General features: G+C 39.7%; 25 protein-coding genes and 3 pseudogenes. 9 read left to right on the forward strand and 19 right to left on the reverse strand.

Annotated elements, in window-relative coordinates; translation table 11 throughout:
* Positions 1 to 99: 99 nt before the first annotated feature.
* From H525_RS0112465 to H525_RS0112490, 6 genes are all read right to left on the reverse strand, one after another.
* Positions 100 to 312 (reverse strand): hypothetical protein, encoded by a 213-nt coding sequence (locus tag H525_RS0112465; protein WP_027416489.1) that lies wholly within the window; start codon positions 310 to 312, stop codon positions 100 to 102.
* A gap of 14 nt (positions 313 to 326) precedes the next feature.
* On the reverse strand, positions 327 to 617 hold the full coding sequence (locus H525_RS0112470) for a hypothetical protein (protein ID WP_027416490.1): 291 nt from the start codon (positions 615 to 617) through the stop codon (positions 327 to 329).
* Between the two features lie 170 nt (positions 618 to 787).
* Positions 788 to 1,069 carry a hypothetical protein gene (locus tag H525_RS0112475; RefSeq protein ID WP_027416491.1) on the reverse strand — a complete coding sequence of 94 codons (282 nt, stop codon included), beginning with the start codon at positions 1,067 to 1,069 and terminating at the stop codon, positions 788 to 790.
* Positions 1,066 to 1,299: a hypothetical protein gene (locus tag H525_RS0112480; RefSeq protein ID WP_027416492.1), complete on the reverse strand. Its 234-nt coding sequence runs from the start codon at positions 1,297 to 1,299 to the stop codon at positions 1,066 to 1,068. Before H525_RS0112480 ends, H525_RS0112475 begins: the two co-directional genes overlap by 4 nt.
* A gap of 17 nt (positions 1,300 to 1,316) precedes the next feature.
* Entirely contained in the window at positions 1,317 to 1,913 is a 597-nt protein-coding gene (locus H525_RS0112485; protein WP_027416493.1) for a helix-turn-helix domain-containing protein, read from the reverse strand.
* Between the two features lie 44 nt (positions 1,914 to 1,957).
* Positions 1,958 to 2,209 (reverse strand): hypothetical protein, encoded by a 252-nt coding sequence (locus H525_RS0112490; protein WP_027416494.1) that lies wholly within the window; start codon positions 2,207 to 2,209, stop codon positions 1,958 to 1,960.
* 444 nt (positions 2,210 to 2,653) lie between these two features.
* Here H525_RS0112490 and H525_RS0112500 point away from each other — a divergent pair, with 444 nt between their 5' ends.
* Positions 2,654 to 2,854, forward strand: coding sequence for a hypothetical protein (locus H525_RS0112500; RefSeq protein WP_027416495.1), 201 nt, complete (start codon positions 2,654 to 2,656; stop codon positions 2,852 to 2,854).
* Between the two features lie 190 nt (positions 2,855 to 3,044).
* On the opposite strand, the gene H525_RS0112510 is transcribed toward H525_RS0112500, so the two are convergent.
* Positions 3,045 to 3,248, reverse strand: a complete 204-nt coding sequence (locus H525_RS0112510; protein WP_051331005.1) for a helix-turn-helix domain-containing protein — start codon at positions 3,246 to 3,248, stop codon at positions 3,045 to 3,047.
* 141 nt (positions 3,249 to 3,389) lie between these two features.
* Here H525_RS0112510 and H525_RS0112515 point away from each other — a divergent pair, with 141 nt between their 5' ends.
* Positions 3,390 to 3,689 (forward strand): helix-turn-helix domain-containing protein, encoded by a 300-nt coding sequence (locus H525_RS0112515; RefSeq protein ID WP_027416497.1) that lies wholly within the window; start codon positions 3,390 to 3,392, stop codon positions 3,687 to 3,689.
* Positions 3,690 to 3,695: 6 nt separating this feature from the next.
* Positions 3,696 to 3,953 carry a hypothetical protein gene (locus tag H525_RS0112520; RefSeq protein ID WP_027416498.1) on the forward strand — a complete coding sequence of 86 codons (258 nt, stop codon included), beginning with the start codon at positions 3,696 to 3,698 and terminating at the stop codon, positions 3,951 to 3,953.
* Positions 3,954 to 3,970: 17 nt separating this feature from the next.
* Here H525_RS0112520 and H525_RS0112525 read toward each other — a convergent pair whose 3' ends face one another.
* Positions 3,971 to 4,753: a phage regulatory protein/antirepressor Ant gene (locus H525_RS0112525; protein ID WP_027416499.1), complete on the reverse strand. Its 783-nt coding sequence runs from the start codon at positions 4,751 to 4,753 to the stop codon at positions 3,971 to 3,973.
* A 78-nt stretch (positions 4,754 to 4,831) separates the two neighbouring features.
* On the opposite strand from H525_RS0112525, the gene H525_RS0112530 reads away from it, so the two are divergent.
* On the forward strand, positions 4,832 to 5,638 hold the full coding sequence (locus tag H525_RS0112530; protein WP_027416500.1) for a TIGR02391 family protein: 807 nt from the start codon (positions 4,832 to 4,834) through the stop codon (positions 5,636 to 5,638).
* A gap of 231 nt (positions 5,639 to 5,869) precedes the next feature.
* Here the strand turns inward: H525_RS0112530 and H525_RS0112540 are convergent, their stop codons facing one another.
* Positions 5,870 to 6,094, reverse strand: a complete 225-nt coding sequence (locus H525_RS0112540) for a helix-turn-helix transcriptional regulator (protein ID WP_027416502.1) — start codon at positions 6,092 to 6,094, stop codon at positions 5,870 to 5,872.
* 167 nt (positions 6,095 to 6,261) lie between these two features.
* On the opposite strand from H525_RS0112540, the gene H525_RS0112545 reads away from it, so the two are divergent.
* The 4 genes from H525_RS0112545 (at position 6,262) to H525_RS0112560 (ending at position 8,396) form a co-directional block, all read left to right on the forward strand.
* Positions 6,262 to 6,705 carry a helix-turn-helix domain-containing protein gene (locus tag H525_RS0112545; protein WP_027416503.1) on the forward strand — a complete coding sequence of 148 codons (444 nt, stop codon included), beginning with the start codon at positions 6,262 to 6,264 and terminating at the stop codon, positions 6,703 to 6,705.
* Positions 6,706 to 6,721: 16 nt separating this feature from the next.
* Positions 6,722 to 7,156 carry an ImmA/IrrE family metallo-endopeptidase gene (locus H525_RS0112550; RefSeq protein ID WP_027416504.1) on the forward strand — a complete coding sequence of 145 codons (435 nt, stop codon included), beginning with the start codon at positions 6,722 to 6,724 and terminating at the stop codon, positions 7,154 to 7,156.
* Positions 7,157 to 7,285: 129 nt separating this feature from the next.
* A complete protein-coding gene (locus tag H525_RS0112555; RefSeq protein ID WP_027416505.1) occupies positions 7,286 to 7,702 on the forward strand; it encodes a DUF6941 family protein in 417 nt (138 codons plus the stop codon).
* Between the two features lie 4 nt (positions 7,703 to 7,706).
* Positions 7,707 to 8,396, forward strand: a complete 690-nt coding sequence (locus tag H525_RS0112560) for a Dor-1 like family protein (RefSeq protein ID WP_027416506.1) — start codon at positions 7,707 to 7,709, stop codon at positions 8,394 to 8,396.
* 149 nt (positions 8,397 to 8,545) lie between these two features.
* Here H525_RS0112560 and H525_RS26370 read toward each other — a convergent pair.
* The 5 genes and pseudogenes from H525_RS26370 to H525_RS0112585 all read right to left on the reverse strand — a co-directional run.
* Positions 8,546 to 8,710: pseudogene (locus H525_RS26370) on the reverse strand (sigma factor); the annotation flags it as partial.
* Complete coding sequence (locus H525_RS23905) at positions 8,691 to 10,328, reverse strand: recombinase family protein (RefSeq protein WP_155837256.1); 1,638 nt, start codon at positions 10,326 to 10,328, stop codon at positions 8,691 to 8,693. The gene H525_RS23905 and the pseudogene H525_RS26370, both read right to left, overlap by 20 nt.
* 76 nt (positions 10,329 to 10,404) lie before the next feature.
* Positions 10,405 to 10,551, reverse strand: a complete 147-nt coding sequence (locus H525_RS27335) for a hypothetical protein (RefSeq protein ID WP_155837257.1) — start codon at positions 10,549 to 10,551, stop codon at positions 10,405 to 10,407.
* Positions 10,552 to 11,448: 897 nt separating this feature from the next.
* On the reverse strand, positions 11,449 to 11,973 hold the full coding sequence (locus H525_RS0112580; RefSeq protein WP_027416508.1) for a PilZ domain-containing protein: 525 nt from the start codon (positions 11,971 to 11,973) through the stop codon (positions 11,449 to 11,451).
* A gap of 21 nt (positions 11,974 to 11,994) precedes the next feature.
* On the reverse strand, positions 11,995 to 12,711 hold the full coding sequence (locus tag H525_RS0112585) for an EAL domain-containing protein (protein WP_051331006.1): 717 nt from the start codon (positions 12,709 to 12,711) through the stop codon (positions 11,995 to 11,997).
* 179 nt (positions 12,712 to 12,890) lie between these two features.
* On the opposite strand from H525_RS0112585, the gene H525_RS0112590 reads away from it, so the two are divergent.
* Positions 12,891 to 13,229 carry a helix-turn-helix domain-containing protein gene (locus H525_RS0112590; RefSeq protein ID WP_027416510.1) on the forward strand — a complete coding sequence of 113 codons (339 nt, stop codon included), beginning with the start codon at positions 12,891 to 12,893 and terminating at the stop codon, positions 13,227 to 13,229.
* Positions 13,230 to 13,533: 304 nt separating this feature from the next.
* On the opposite strand, the pseudogene H525_RS0112595 reads toward H525_RS0112590, so the two are convergent.
* The 5 genes and pseudogenes from H525_RS0112595 to H525_RS28180 form a co-directional block, all read right to left on the reverse strand.
* Positions 13,534 to 13,737, reverse strand: a pseudogene (locus tag H525_RS0112595) (hypothetical protein); the annotation flags it as partial.
* A 116-nt stretch (positions 13,738 to 13,853) separates the two neighbouring features.
* Entirely contained in the window at positions 13,854 to 14,057 is a 204-nt protein-coding gene (locus tag H525_RS0112600; protein ID WP_155837258.1) for a hypothetical protein, read from the reverse strand.
* Between the two features lie 155 nt (positions 14,058 to 14,212).
* Positions 14,213 to 14,386: pseudogene (locus H525_RS26375) on the reverse strand (transposase); the annotation flags it as partial.
* Positions 14,370 to 14,426 carry a hypothetical protein gene (locus H525_RS29550; RefSeq protein WP_155837260.1) on the reverse strand — a complete coding sequence of 19 codons (57 nt, stop codon included), beginning with the start codon at positions 14,424 to 14,426 and terminating at the stop codon, positions 14,370 to 14,372. The gene H525_RS29550 and the pseudogene H525_RS26375, both read right to left, overlap by 17 nt.
* A gap of 56 nt (positions 14,427 to 14,482) precedes the next feature.
* The coding region (locus tag H525_RS28180; RefSeq protein WP_211237007.1) for a hypothetical protein at positions 14,483 to 14,745 on the reverse strand (263 nt) is incomplete at its 5' end.

Here is a 14,745-nt window from a genome sequence, read left to right on the forward strand (position 1 = left end):
CTCCAATTATTTGATTTTCAAAGAACGTCCGTGGTAAAATTCCAATAAGTCTATTGAAAAAACCACTTCACTAATGACCTGCTGCTATCAGGTCATTTTTTATTGCGTTTCAAGCTGCGCCCATTCCGGCGGAAAAACAACCTTCCCTTCCAAAGCCTGAACCACGATAAAATCATCAGCATCCGTAATTCGCACTTCTGAAAATATCCGCTTTTGGAGTTGAACATAGCTCCATACTTCCTCTGCACTGTTCAACCTTACCGGCGGACAATGCCATCCGTTCTTTTCAACGAAACAATAGCCGGAGAACATTTATTCACCCCCTCTCAAAGTACATCCCGCATATAAGCCGCTACGCCACCCGGCGTCTCGAAAAAGTAGAACGGCTTGTCCACTCGCTTTGCCTGCTGCAGCTTCTTCCATTCGTACTCGCTGAAAACTTCCTGTACTACCGGATGGCATCTGATACGGTCTTCCAGTTCCTCAACTGCATCCGAATCTTCGAGAACGTCTGCGAGTACCCGGCGATAGATTCGTTCGCTGATCGGGAGTTCTCGGTCGAGTCGCTGAGCAAGGATGTCCGCAACGGATTCGGCTGTCGTTTCGATGTCTTGCATATGTTTTCACCTGCCTTTCTTGTATGTACTTAGCACTCGGAAGTGCTGCAGGAACCGGGAATGGAGGGAAACGGTTGGAGTGAGGATTCCCGGCCCTTGCAGCAAGCCCAAGCTTGCCGCACACACGAACGTGTGTTATGCTGTTGTTATCCTTTTTCAAACCTAAGCTGTCATCGTGTTCCCGCACATGGCAGCTTTTTCATTTCTAAACGCTCACGATTCTCTATCAGCCGTTTTGCGTACGCCGCGTTTTGTTTTTCATCCATCAAACTCATGTCGTACTCCGCTGTCCGTTCTAACACTTCCTGAATGCCAAGACTTTGCCTTTCATACATTTCACTCTTTTCAAAGAGGTAAATCATATTGCCGATGGTCAAAGTTTTACGTCCTAGCGAATGGTCCCCATCACATACAACTTCCACTGCTCCCATGCAATCTGTTAGTTTGTTCATTTCAAAATCACTCCTCGTAGAAAAATCACTTTGTCCGGTTGCCACTCTTCCGCTGTTTCCAACCGAGCAAGCAAGCGTCCATACTCATTCCAACACTCCTGTGCCATCTGCATATGCTCCTGTGCTGCAGCTTGTCCGTATGGCCTGTCCAAGTTGGCGTGGTCATCGGCCGCTGCTTCGTGCCAACAGGCTTTTTCATGAAGCATTTGCAATTCTTGATAATCTTTCATGTAGCTCCCCCGATTCCTTAGGTTGTAACGAGCAAATTATTTCCGGATAATTCATCCATTCGCGGCATCGTGATTCCTTTCGCGAGTGCTTCCTGGGTCCAGATTCGCGCCACTTCTTCCGGATTCATATGGGCTTCCCTCTCCCCTGCGAAGAAAAAACTTTCGATCGCCGGTATCAAATCAAACTGCTCTTTGGAGTAAACAATCATCCTGTCCACGTCCGCGCCTTTGCCTGGCCGCCTCGCATTCCATATCTTCGAGATTTCATCCAGCGCTTCCACGGCCTCTTTCAACTGCTTCCGCAAGTTCTCAATGGTGGAAGAAAAGCTTTGATTGAATTCGAAGTGAATAGGTGGCACCGAGAAAACATCCAGGTCGTACATGTTTTTGATGACCAACCACTCTTCGTAGTGACCCGTCACTCGGCACCACTTGGCCGCTAATTTTAAATCAGGTTCGGCATATCCATTCTCAATATTGCTTATGTGTTTTTGCGTCGTGCTTAGTATCCTGGCCAGCGCATCCTGTTTACACAGCTCTTCGTTGTAGCTGTTTTTTCTGCATCTGCATAAGCGAGCGCCAATTTCAATCCTGCGATATAACGCGTTCGCCATTTGTTCGGTTCTCCTTTTAGATTTTTTGCTATGATAGGTTTACATCATGGGGTTTCCGTTTCGCTTTTCACCAGTTCCACGTACCGTTGCCAGATCTGCTCCAGTTCCTTGCGCGTAGATTTCGTGGGAAAAAGCGAGTTCTTTTCACAGAAGTCAATCACTTCTTCGATTTCGGAGTGTAGATTTTCGACAGCTGTTCTGTTCATGTTCATAGAGATATAGGAATCAAGTTGTTGAATCCGATAGAAAATCCCGTAGTACAGGTATTGCTCTACAACGAGTGGTAGTTTTTCCAAGTGTGCTCACCCCTTTCTCTTGTTTTAACCGTGTATGCACGCTATCGAGAAATTGTTTCATGTAGTCCAACTCACGAAGCTTTTCCGGCATAGGCAGCCGATACACCCGGTCGATTTCGGCATTGTAGAATCGCATGGCATCGACCACGGTTGGAAAATCGTATGCGGTTGGGAAGGTATTCATGCGCTATCACCTTTCCGTTTCTGTTGATACCTGGGAGCAACTTTCCGCATAAGGTTTTGCAACGCTTCCCTTTTGCATTGCTCGAAACGAGGTCCGTAATGTGTGATCGGGGGCAACCAGTCTTTTTTCTTAGTTGCCATCTTAAGCCTCCTTTCATAACTTGTAGGAATTCCCATTCTTCTGTCGAATCGATATGTAGGAAGAACTAGGACTTTGGCGAGTTGGAGTTCTTCCAAACCGAATAGATAGGAGGTGAAGATATGGAATTTGCAAATATTAAACAGGTTCAAGAATTAAATGATGTCGATGCTGTGAATCAAGCGCTAGAAAAAGGTTGGGTTTTATTATCTGTAGACATTGTTCATGCTGATTGGGGATCTCATTACAGATACTGTTTAGGACTAACCCGCACCGCATTACAAGAAAAGGAGAGAGAAGAAATTAACAGCCTCTCTTTCTAACGCTTAATGAGTAAGTAGTAAAACTTTCCGACGTGGCTGTGTACCATGTGTAGCAGCCACCCTTCACTCAACAGAAAATTGACTTCCTTTCCATTACTGGTTTCGTAAACTTCTTTTACACAAGCGAGTCGCATGTTTTCACCACCTTTCCAATAGAGGTTGGTTGTTCCAGTTGAGACGGGTAAAAAATTTAGGCTAATTTTTGCTCTTCTTCATCCAGCAGTTCGGCTACCGTTACGCCAAGGGCTTGAGCAATGCGTTTTAGTACTGGTATTGATGGAATTGTTTTGCCTGTTTCAATTTCACTTAAGTATGCTTGGGCAATTTCAGCTTTTTCGGCAAGTTCATTTTGAGTCATGTCTTTGCTGTTTCTCACCATTCTGACTTTCTTCATCGTTGTCAACCTCCTTTCAATTTCTATTATATCGTTGTCAACGATATAGTCAATAAAAAAATAGTTATTTGCGATAAATATTATTCAGTTCTTCTGTCTTTATATAGTTGTCAGCTATATAATTGTAGGTGGGTGATTACTTTGGATATTGGACAAAGAATTAAAGACTTAAGAACTTTAAAAGGTATGAAAGTTATTGAGCTAGCAAAAAAATCTCATATTTCACAGCCTTATTTAAGCGACATAGAAAAAGGTAGAACCACACCATCTATAGACAAGCTGACATCAATTTGCGAAGCGCTACAGATAACGCTTGGTGAATTTTTCGGACATACTCCCGACCTTCCCCCCGACCTCCTGCAACTCATAGAGACAGCCAAGAAGCTAACACCGGAGGAACGGAAGAAATTGACCGAATTACTTAACCTAATGAAAGGGTGATTTCTTATGGATGAAATCAAAGTTTTACTAAACAAAATCATTGAGCGTCTGGATGTACAGGGCGCAAACATCGAACAACTTAAAGTAGATGTTGCACATCTTCAAGGTGATGTTACAGACCTTAAAGAAACCCAGAAAAAGCATGATGATTTGCTTGCTCGTCTTGTAAAAGGACAGGAGAGACAAGATAAAATTCTCGAGTCGCTTGCCCTTCGTTCTCTCGAACAAGAAAGCGAACTTCGTGAACTTAAGCGCATTAAGTAGTCAGACCATGGAAAAATTTAGGCTGAATCACGATCCATATTTGCGATGATGCCGCGTTTTGTAAGGATCTCATGAATGAACAGCCTTCCTTTTTGCGTCCATCGCGTGTTCATTTTGACTGAACGATTTCCGTCATTGTGTATGACATCGATGGTCTGGGACTTGGTGTAGCCGCAGTCTTGATGCTTCTTATAAAGAAGCCATTGTCCATTTTGTTTAAACTGAACTTTTTCTTCATGCAGAATCTTGTTTAGCTGCCGACCGCTTAATCCGTAATCCTTAGCAATTTGTGTGATGGTTATCGTGTCTTTGGATTTGAGTATCTGGTCAAGATAAGTGGCCTTCGGTTCGTATTCTGCTACACGCTGTTCAAGCATTAGTTTTTGAGTTTCAAGTTCGCGTCGTTGCTTTTCTTCTTCGATCCAGCGTTCCGCGCGAGCGATTTTGTCTTCAATCATGTAGGAAGGCATCGGTGTTGCCAGTTGTTGCTTCATACGATTGAATTCGTTAATAAACTTAACTTTGAATTTCATTGCTTCGACTGTAGTGTAAGCCATGGTCACGAGTGCGAATCCTTCTTCGGTGAGAAGGTATCGTTTGAGCTTCCGACCTGTTGAATCCTTATAATCACTCAGCGCAAAGTTGCGTTCAGTAAATTCATTCTCATTAGCCTCTTGAAGTTTCTTGATTTGATTTTCAATATCACGAAGTACATCAGCGTGACGTTTTCCAAAAGCTTGAGCAACAGTGATACTATCAGTGACAATGCAATTGTTTTGAATGAATACTAATTGGGTCATACAAACCTCCTTTTAGGCTGAGTTATAGGATTTCTAACCCTCCATGTCGAAAAATGACGTGAAGGGAGATGTATTAAAATGGTCAAATCACAAAAGTTCTCAAAAAATGAAATTGAAGCTATTTCAAAAATCATAGGCGATACCAGTAAAGGAGCTACCGGTTCAGAAATTATTGGGCTACTGGCCCAACTAAATGTTCGTGTACAAAACTCCAATCTTACAAAATGGAGGATGTTAAACCTATCTTTAAATCACATCCAAGATACTCAAAACAGTCCTGCTAATGTAATTAAATTTATCGAACTGTTTATAGACCCAACCAGATTTGTTGATGATCCTGACTCTTTCAAAGAACACAAAACAAATTTGAATAAGGTACTACTTCTTTCAGGACGAGAAATCAACAATCAAGGAAAGATAATGCCAGCTCGCAAGGCAGAAACATTGGATGAAGCGAGCGTTCGAGCCAATGAGTTAAAACATAAATTGATTCACAGATCGATTCACTCTCATGTTTTAAAATTCTGCGAACCTGAATATCTGCAACAAAACTACTTTCACGCAGTATTTGAAGCTGTAAAAAGCATCCTTGAACGACTTAGAGATATAACTAGCATCCAAGAAGATGGTGTCAAACTTGTAACAACAGTTTTTGATGAAAAGCGACCCAAGTTATCTTTCAACAAATTCCAAACGCCCAGTGAACAAAACGAGTTAATGGGATTCAGGTCACTCATCGTTGGGTTAGTAAAAATGATTAGAAACACCCATGCCCACGAAGCAAAGTTGAATTGGGCGATTGAAGAAAAGGACGCTTTAGATGTGCTAACGATGGTTTCCTACGTCCACCGCAAACTAGACGAATCATTTCGTACATATTATTGAAGCTCGTAAAAATGTTTTAGAGATTTGGTGTAGCCTAATGCACTATTCCAACCCTCTATGCCGGCGTACCTGTACTCGACTTTAGATGCATAATCGGTAGCCAACTCTTTATCAACAAAAACCATGGCGCTACTTCGATCCAATGAAATAGTCATCTTTGAATCAACAAGGTAGTATTCGAGATCTCCATTTTTTAGACACACGATGTGAAACACTTTAGTTACCACCTTTCTAAGCAGAGTTTGTATAAGAATCTTGTACTTTAATATCTGAAAAAATAACATTAATATCACTTCCTAGAATTTCAGCCACCTTAAAGGCATCTGCTAGAGAAGGATTTGAGTGTCCATTTTCCCAGTTGCTTACTGTTCCTTTCTGGCATCCAAGCATTTTAGCCAATTCTTCTTGAGTTAAATTTTTTGCTTTTCGGGCAGAAGTTAAATTTTCATTCTTCATTTTTTCACCGCCTTTGTATAACTTTCTTGTACTTTTATTGTAAGTATAAGAAAGTTGTATGTCAATACAAAAATACAATTTTCTTATACTTTTTTATTTCACCAATACCGATATCGCGGAAAGTAATGTACAATATATTTGTACTTTGTTGTAAAGGAGGGTTTTGTTTGCTTGCTCAAAGGATTAGACAATTAAGAAAGAGTAAGAAAATGACCCAAGAAGATTTGGCAAAGCGAGCAAACACTACTAAGGGAACCATTAGCAATTACGAAAATGGCCACAGTTCGCCTCCAAATGAAATGTTAGTATTACTTGCTGAAATTTTAGGCACTACTACGGACTATCTCCTTGGTCGTACTGATAATCCGCACAACACTTCAACAACCAATCCAAACACACTCCCGACACTCACACCCAAAGATGAACGCGACATTGCCCGGGATTTAGAGAAAATGCTAAGTGATTTAGAAAGCGATGAAGCTCTGGCTTTTCATGGCGAACCGATGGACGAGCAAAGCAAAGAACTTCTCCGAATATCACTAGAAAACTCCATGCGTCTTGCTAAACAGCTCGCCAAACAAAAATTTACCCCTAAGAAATACAAAAAGTAGTTACGGGGGTGTGAGCGTGTCAACGGATATTAAGGACGATGTATCCAGTCTTATTAAAGTGTGCGGAACCAACAATCCGTTTGAAATCGCACATCAGAAAAACATATTCATTCTTTATGAGCGCCTTGGAGACATTCTCGGCTATTTCAATACGTACAAACGAATCTCCATGATACATATCAATTGTGACCTGGAAGATGCAGAACGAAGATTTGTATGCGCGCATGAACTCGGTCACTCCGTTTTACATAAGGATGTAAACACACCCTTTTTGAAGAGGAACACTCTTGTATCGATTGATCGCATTGAGCGGGAGGCTAATGAGTTTGCCGTCGAGCTACTTTTGCCGGACGAGCTAATGTACGAATATTGCGATACGGCGATGACCATTTACGAAATAGCGGCGACATATGGTGTGCCTCGTGAGCTGACACATTTGAAAAGGATATAGAGCCGCTTATCAAGACAGAAAAAACAAAAAATAATAGCCTGCTTGTATTTGAGGGAGTGGCAATTTGAACCGCCCTCTATTTTAGCGGGGAATCCATTAATCATTTTCATAGAAAAGGCGGGAAAACATATGAGTGAGAGAAAACCAAAACTTAGATATTTACTACCGTTTGAGAGCGCAAGTGTCATGCCTCAACCAAATGGTGAAACAAAGGCTGTCTTGGTACAACCTTTAATGAATTTCGTGGCTCCGTTTATCCCCACGCAGATTAGTTACCAGTTAAGCATTGGGATTTCAAACTTGGACGAAAATACACAATACAAATTGAGGTTAGAAACTCATGATCCAGAAGGAAATCTGATCGATACACAAGAAGGTCCATTCCAAGTTGCCAAGGTACAGGATAACGTTATTCCTTCGATAGGAATTATGATGGACTTTAGAAATATAATCATAAATCAAACGGGGGAATATAAATTTATTTTATATGTGAATGGAGAGTATCTAGGCGAACAAACTCTTGAAATATATGAAAAAGGAAAGTAGCACCATGGAAACAAATAACATAGTTCAATTTCCAGTGAACGGTCAAAGTGGAAAAACGCAAGAAGAAGATAAAGCTGTTTTGCAAAGCACTCTTGTTACCTATCCAGGGACCAATGTTTCGAGAGAAACAATACGGCCTATATTGCTTCTTCCTCCTAATAGTAATCCTCAAGAGTATATATTATACCGTTTAAATAATGCGAAGTCAGACTACAATGACGACCAAAACGGTATTTCACGAACAGACACCGAACATGATAAAATAGTATCAGATGAAATAACGGCAATCAAATCAGCGATAAATGAGCTGCAAAATACCATGTATCAGATGGCATCCGGGGGAGGTGGTGGCGGAATGGATGATTTAAAAGAACGTGTTCAAAATTTAGAAAGATCTGTTGACGATATTAAAAATCAGCTAAAAGATAAGCCGTCTACAGGTGATTTAAACAATGCAAAAAATGAACTTAAAATAGAAATGTTAACTATGAAATCCGATATAAAAAGCGAACTTTCAGCTTTTAAATCAGATGTCCTCCAAGCCTTTCACCAAATAGAACAAAAAATACCCTTGAAAATTGCAGATGAAAATTTTGTTGAAAAGAAAATATCCGATGCTAAATTGCAACAAATTTTTTGGATTGTTGGAACCGGGATAGCTATTGCGGGTGTAATCATAAGATTTTTAAAGTAGCCCTTTAATCGGGCTTTTCTTTTTACCACTAATCAGAACATATATTCCTATTACTCACAAACTTATCCACAATATCAACAATATTCACAGTATACATAAAAACTAAAGAGAGGAGGAACAATAATAATCCCCCTCTCATCAAACTACACTATAGACATTAGAATCTCATTCTCAATGCATCTTGCTGCGTATGTAGCCAGTTTAGTTCCTTTATCTTTCTGGTAACTTTCAATCGCTTTGATTAATCCGATTGTGCCAATAGAGATCAGGTCTTCGCTATCTTCACCGGTGTTTTCAAATTTCTTGAGGTTGTGAACAAAATCCAATGTTTTTATCTTGCCTTAATTGATCATACAATCCGATGGAGGTGACAACCATTTCTTCATCATTCTCAAATTTTATAATGATTTCGTCAAACATCATTTCGATAATGTTACGTTTGATTTCAAACGGCACTTCCTCATTGGATTTAAGCTTTTCCCTAATTTTTTCGATCATACTATAAATTTGTTCTACAGTCAGTTCTTCCATACGATGAGCCTGTATTTGCCGTTCATTTTTATTGATTTCTGCTTTCAACTCTTTTATTTCAGCCTTATATTTGTCTACGTACCACTCGAATCTTTCCTTATCCTCATTATCATCTACTTCGAAAAGAGCTAATTCGGCTTTTTCCCTTGCCGATTCCTTTTTCTTTAATTCTTTCTCCAAAAGTTCAATTTTTTCCCGCACCCCATCTATAGACTCTTCACCCTGACCTTTGATTCGCTTTACAAAATCCTCTGGATTAGTTATAATTTCCAACATTTGATTCCAGATGTATTCTTCCAATATAGCCGCACGTATGGATGGGACTTCACACTTTTTGACTTCGGGTCCATATTTCTTTGGAAACTTATTAGGACAGCGATAGCAACGATAGCGTTCCTTTTCACCAGTACTTTTATCTTCTCTTCCACTGTATGTTGTCGCTTGGTAATTCCTTCCACAATGACCGCATTTGACAATTGATTTTAATAAATATTCAAATTTTTTATTGCCTACATGTTTATTTTTATCATTGATTTCCCTTTGTTGCTGGGCTAACTCCCAGATCTCAAGATCCACAATCGGCGTAACTTCCACGACTAACCATTCTTCTTCTGGGCGTATAGTGTAGGTCTTTTTAGGATTTCCGTTTTCGGTCAATTGTCCGCGAACTTTTTGGGTTTCACGCCTATTGTAGTAGTAATTGCCAATATATATTTCTGATGTTAATACCCTACGAATACTGGAAGCACTCCAATTATTACTTTCACCACGCTTGGGTTTTACCCCGAGTTTATAAAGGCGTTCTCCGATTTCTCTCATCGTCAGCTTTTCGAAAACATACCATTCATACATCATTTGGACATACTCTTTCTCTTTCGGATCCGGAATTAATTGACCTTCTTGGTCCTTGTCGTAACCGAATGGCGCAACTCGCATTGGCATAATTTTTTTATCTTTTTTTACCTTCTCTAAACGTCCCCTCACCGTCCGCTTTCGAATCAATGCCAATTCATAAGAAGCAATAGCTGACATAATGTTAAAGAACAGCTTTCCTTCAGGAGAATCGTTAAAATCTGTGTCGGTGAAATGAAGTTCCGCACCATTCTTTTCAAATTCACGACAAACAATTAATTTATCAGTTAAATCACGGCTCAAACGGTCAGGATGGACACATATCACCCATGAAATCAGTCCTCTTCCTACATCTTCCCTAAGTTTCATTAAAACAGGGCGGGTATCAATATCTTCTCCACTCCGTCCTTCTTCGCGATATACTCTTATATTTGATTCATAGTAGCCCATCTCAAAGGCTTTTTGCTTGCATAACTGAATTTGTTTTTCGATACTGGTATTGTCTACCTGACCCATTGTACTTACACGAACATATATTCCAACAGCCACTATAAATCACCTTGTTCATAATTATTTACCTTCATTGTAAACATACTCTCAAGTCACGTAAAGAAAAGAAGCCACCTTATTTGCTGGCGGCTCCTTGGTACAATACATTTTTTAATATATAGTCAATTATCATTTCCTTTTTGGACTGAGCTTCAAGCATTTCTTTATCGCTATAGTCAACTCTGTTCGGTACGTAACGAATGATTAGATCTTTCTTTTTCACGGTGACCACACTCCTGTCACCACATTCTTATGAGGCGAACAGAATGTCCTATTCACACCAATTCATAAGTCACATCCATGTAGGTGGCGCATTTCTCAATGGCTCCTTTTGTCTTAATGAGCATAATGAATTTTGTGTTAAATTATTATTTTCTGAAAATATTATGTAATCTGATTTAATGAAATTTAGAAATTTCCCTTTGTAGAAAGATTTAACAATCTTCTATACTGCTTCGTTGTCGTTTCATACACTTCATCCCTATAACCCAAATACATCTAACAACAAATTACAGAAGTAATCGAGACATTATCGATGCATCTGAATTAGTACTTGAAGATAAACGAGGATATAAGGCTATCAAACAGGACATAAGAAGCCCATGCTCCCGCGTGTAGCGCTTGTTTGAGAAGATCGTAGGGTCGCTCTGCATCGCCCTTGTACTGAAAGTAGCACACGTAATCGTCGGCGTATCTAATCATACTCGCATCGCCTCGGCACGCTTTCTTTACTGTAACCTCAAACCATAAGTCCAAGGCGTAATTTTACTCTTTTCGAGGCTCAATCACTTTCAGGCCTACTATCTGGCTGTCTACGCTTAACGTCTGAAATTACTTCCAACGCGTCCAAGACTCGCTATTGGTGGCTTGGCTTTAGCCTTTTCAAGCAGGATTTCCACCTGCTAAAAACTTCACAACCTAGGCTTGGTCGCACCGAAAGTTGAGTTAATAACTATTACCAATGCTAAAGATACCAAAATAAATATATACATTAACTTTCGGCATAACATATTGTGTTCATCCTTTAGTCTAGTTATTTTAGCTTAATTGCAGTATTTTCACATACTCTAAGCCTCTTTTATGAGCAATAATATTTTGCGTGAAACAGGTGCGCAATTTATTATTGGTATTCCGTCTCCTTCCTTCTCTCAATTTCTATTTTTTGTATCACCCAAAGTAAGCGTTGTTGTTCTTTGGGATTTACTTCAATGAAGTCGATTCCATAAAAAATATCGTTCATCAGCTCCTCTTTTCGCACAATCTTTCCTTTAAAAGAAAACTCCTCATCATGAAGCACAAAATGGAGTTGCAAAAAAATCTGTTTTTTGACAGGCAAATCAAATTCACACCTCAATTTCATACCTGTACGACTGATGTTCTTTATCTTCCCTTCTCCTTTTCTATGCTTTAATGGTTCCAGCAATTTATCACCAAAATCGATAAGCTCAAATGTGCATTCCTGATCGAGAAGTTTTATTCGAAAAGCCCTTCTTCTTTCCTTATCTTTCAATTTGGCTTGCAGGTCAGTCAACGACTCTTTGAATGCATTGATTTGGTCATCCTTTTTTCTTAATTGCCTTACATAGAACCCGTGTATTAAAAAAAGTATCAGTATCATCAAAAATGCAGTCAGCACTATTTCCATATAACAAACTTACCCTTTCTTTTAGTGAATCCCGTTGATCGGTAAGGGTTCCCCCAATAAGTATCCTTGCCCTAAATGAACGCCCAATACTTTAGCCATCGCTAAATCCGTTGGCTCTTCAATCCCTTCCAAAATCAATTTCATATGCTTCTCCTGGCAAAGCTTCAAAAGCATTTGAATCTCGTTTTGTTTATTCTTTGAAGCGGATAACTTTACAGCATAATATCGATCCAACTTAACAAAGTCTGGCTCAAGTTCAATGACAGTTTGCAACGATGATTCCCCTTTACCGTAATCATCAAGCGCAATGGCATACCCCTTATCCTTCAAAAAATGTACCGCTTTTCTGAGTAAACCCATGTCCGATACTTTTTCTGCTTCGTTAATTTCAAACACAATGTTTCGATTAGAGAAGCATACGCTATTGAGTTTTCCCAAAAAATCGGGAAAAGTAGGGTGAACCATAGTCGAAGGATAAACATTCAAAAACAATCGGATATCCCGTGTATCAACCGAAGTCAGAGCATGATGAATTGAGCAAATATCCAAATCATACAATCTGTTTTTTTCCATTGCCAATCGAAAAAGCAATTCGGGATTTTCAAAAAACCGGCAACGTAACAACGCTTCATACCCAAATACTTTCCAATTTTTCATTACGTACAGCGGTTGAAAAACATGCTGAAACATTTTCTTTCGTATGATGTCCTCTAAAAGCATTTCATTTGCGTCTGACATAGTAAAAACTCCTATTTTTTCACTTAAATTACCAATTGTTTTAGTGATTAATAGTACTAACGGCATTGGTATTTATGCCTAAAAATAATACTTATAGTATATCATTTTTTATTTTCAATATCTATTGTCTCTTGGGAGAGTCTAAAGAATAAAGCTACAGTTACCTAAGAGGTGGTAAAATGAGTGATTTGCCAAAGCTTATTGGAGAGCGGATTCGAAATTTCCGCAAAGAAAAGGGATTGAGCCAAGAGGAATTAGCCCACTTAGCCAATCTACATACTACATATATTGGGCAGTTGGAACGTGGAGAGAAAAACGCAACTTTGGAAAGTGTAGAAAAGGTGGCAAACGCCCTGGGGATTTCGTTAGAAAACCTCTTTCGGTCTATCCACTCTAATCCAGATTCTCAAGAGTATACATTGTCCCGAATCGTCACCTGCTTGCAAACAAGAAGCATTGAGGATCAAAAAATCTTCCTCAATTTACTGTATCTATTGCTGGACTGGAAAGAGCAGTGAAAAACATTCGGTTATCAAGTATTCTTGAGATGTCAGAAAAAAATGAGGCGGAAGCATACTTTCCGCCCTTTATTTCATATTGCCTATTCAACGTCATGATTTTTTGCCTGCATCCCGTCCATAGTAGTCACTTTACTCCAAATATTTTCCCCATAACAAAAAAACGCTCCAGAAAGCCTTGTAGGGCTTCAGGAGCGTAATGGGGTTGATCAGCTAACCTCCACGATCGTGTTATCCCTCTCAACCTTCTTCAGCAAAAGCGTTGTTGAATAGATAACTATCTTACGTTTCACTTTGTTCACATTCTCTTAACAATATGCGCGACAAGGCGAAGGTTGTGTTCAATTAACATATTCCGCGCATACTTGTCGCCTTCAATCATTCTTTTTAAATACTTATCTTCTTCCTTCTCCGTCAACGGCTGTGGAAACGCATTATTTTTAATGTACGAGACAAAAAAAACTAGATCTCTGACCAGCATGGCGATTGCGGCAAACAGTCCGGGCACAGCAAGCACCTCCTGTTGAAGTAAGACTTATCTCCAGTCTATGAGGCAAATGCCCAGTCTGTGCCTGTTCGGTTACCTATGACAAACCTATTTTTTGCAGAAACAAAAATCTAATCTCATTGTTTAGTCCAAGATCGGGCATGCTGCACAATCCCATTTCCGAAACGCAGGACAATAGTGTTCAAAGCAGACGTTACTTTCGGAGAACGAGTTCTAAGAGCAATAGAAAGTCCGGTTGAAGCAACAACATCTTCTAACCATTTTGCTACAATTTGCATCCCGGATTGGTCAACATATTTTTGAGCTTTAGAGTCAGCCATAAAATGAATTAAATACCCCAAGAGTCAAGTACTTCTTTTCTTATTTCTTTATTTTTTCTCCGAAAAGTACACATCTCTCCCATTTTAATGAACGGTACGAAATTGACTTAGCTATCGAGCCTGTTCCATGCTCTATCTATGATTAGGCTAACAGTCGCAATCCTTTCGTGTAGCCTTGCTACTTTCAATCGCTGTTTGCGCCAACGATTAGACCCTTTCTTTCTGCGTGACAAAATACGCTGTTCCCTGGCTAATTTTTCTAAGGCTTGACGATAGAAACGAGGGTAATTGGTTTTCTTACCTTCTTCGCTATCAACAAATAACCCATTCGAAGAAGTGATGGTATGCTTCCTTTCTTTCAGCCAGCATTTTGTTGTAGACAAAACTAAGAAAAACCGGGCAAAAACCGCCCGGTCCTTTTTTGTTTAGAGAATATCCGATAGTCTGTACTTTATGCCATGTACTCCCTCATAATATTCCGGATACATTCGTCCACCACATTTTTCGCATGAAAACATCGGGGGAGTGGTTGGATCTCCATCGTCCATTAAGTCAAAGTCCCTTACAACACTTAAAGGAATTTCCTCTTTTTCATGACACGTTAAACAAACAAAGCTGACGCTCTGTTTCTTGGACTGGTTTAGATTTATGTTTTTCTTCTTTTTCTTCCCTTTTTGACGGGTTTTTG

Origin of the sequence: Aneurinibacillus terranovensis DSM 18919, assembly GCF_000430625.1 — a bacterium.
In the GTDB taxonomy this organism is placed as follows: Bacteria; Bacillota; Bacilli; order Aneurinibacillales; family Aneurinibacillaceae; genus Aneurinibacillus_B; species Aneurinibacillus_B terranovensis.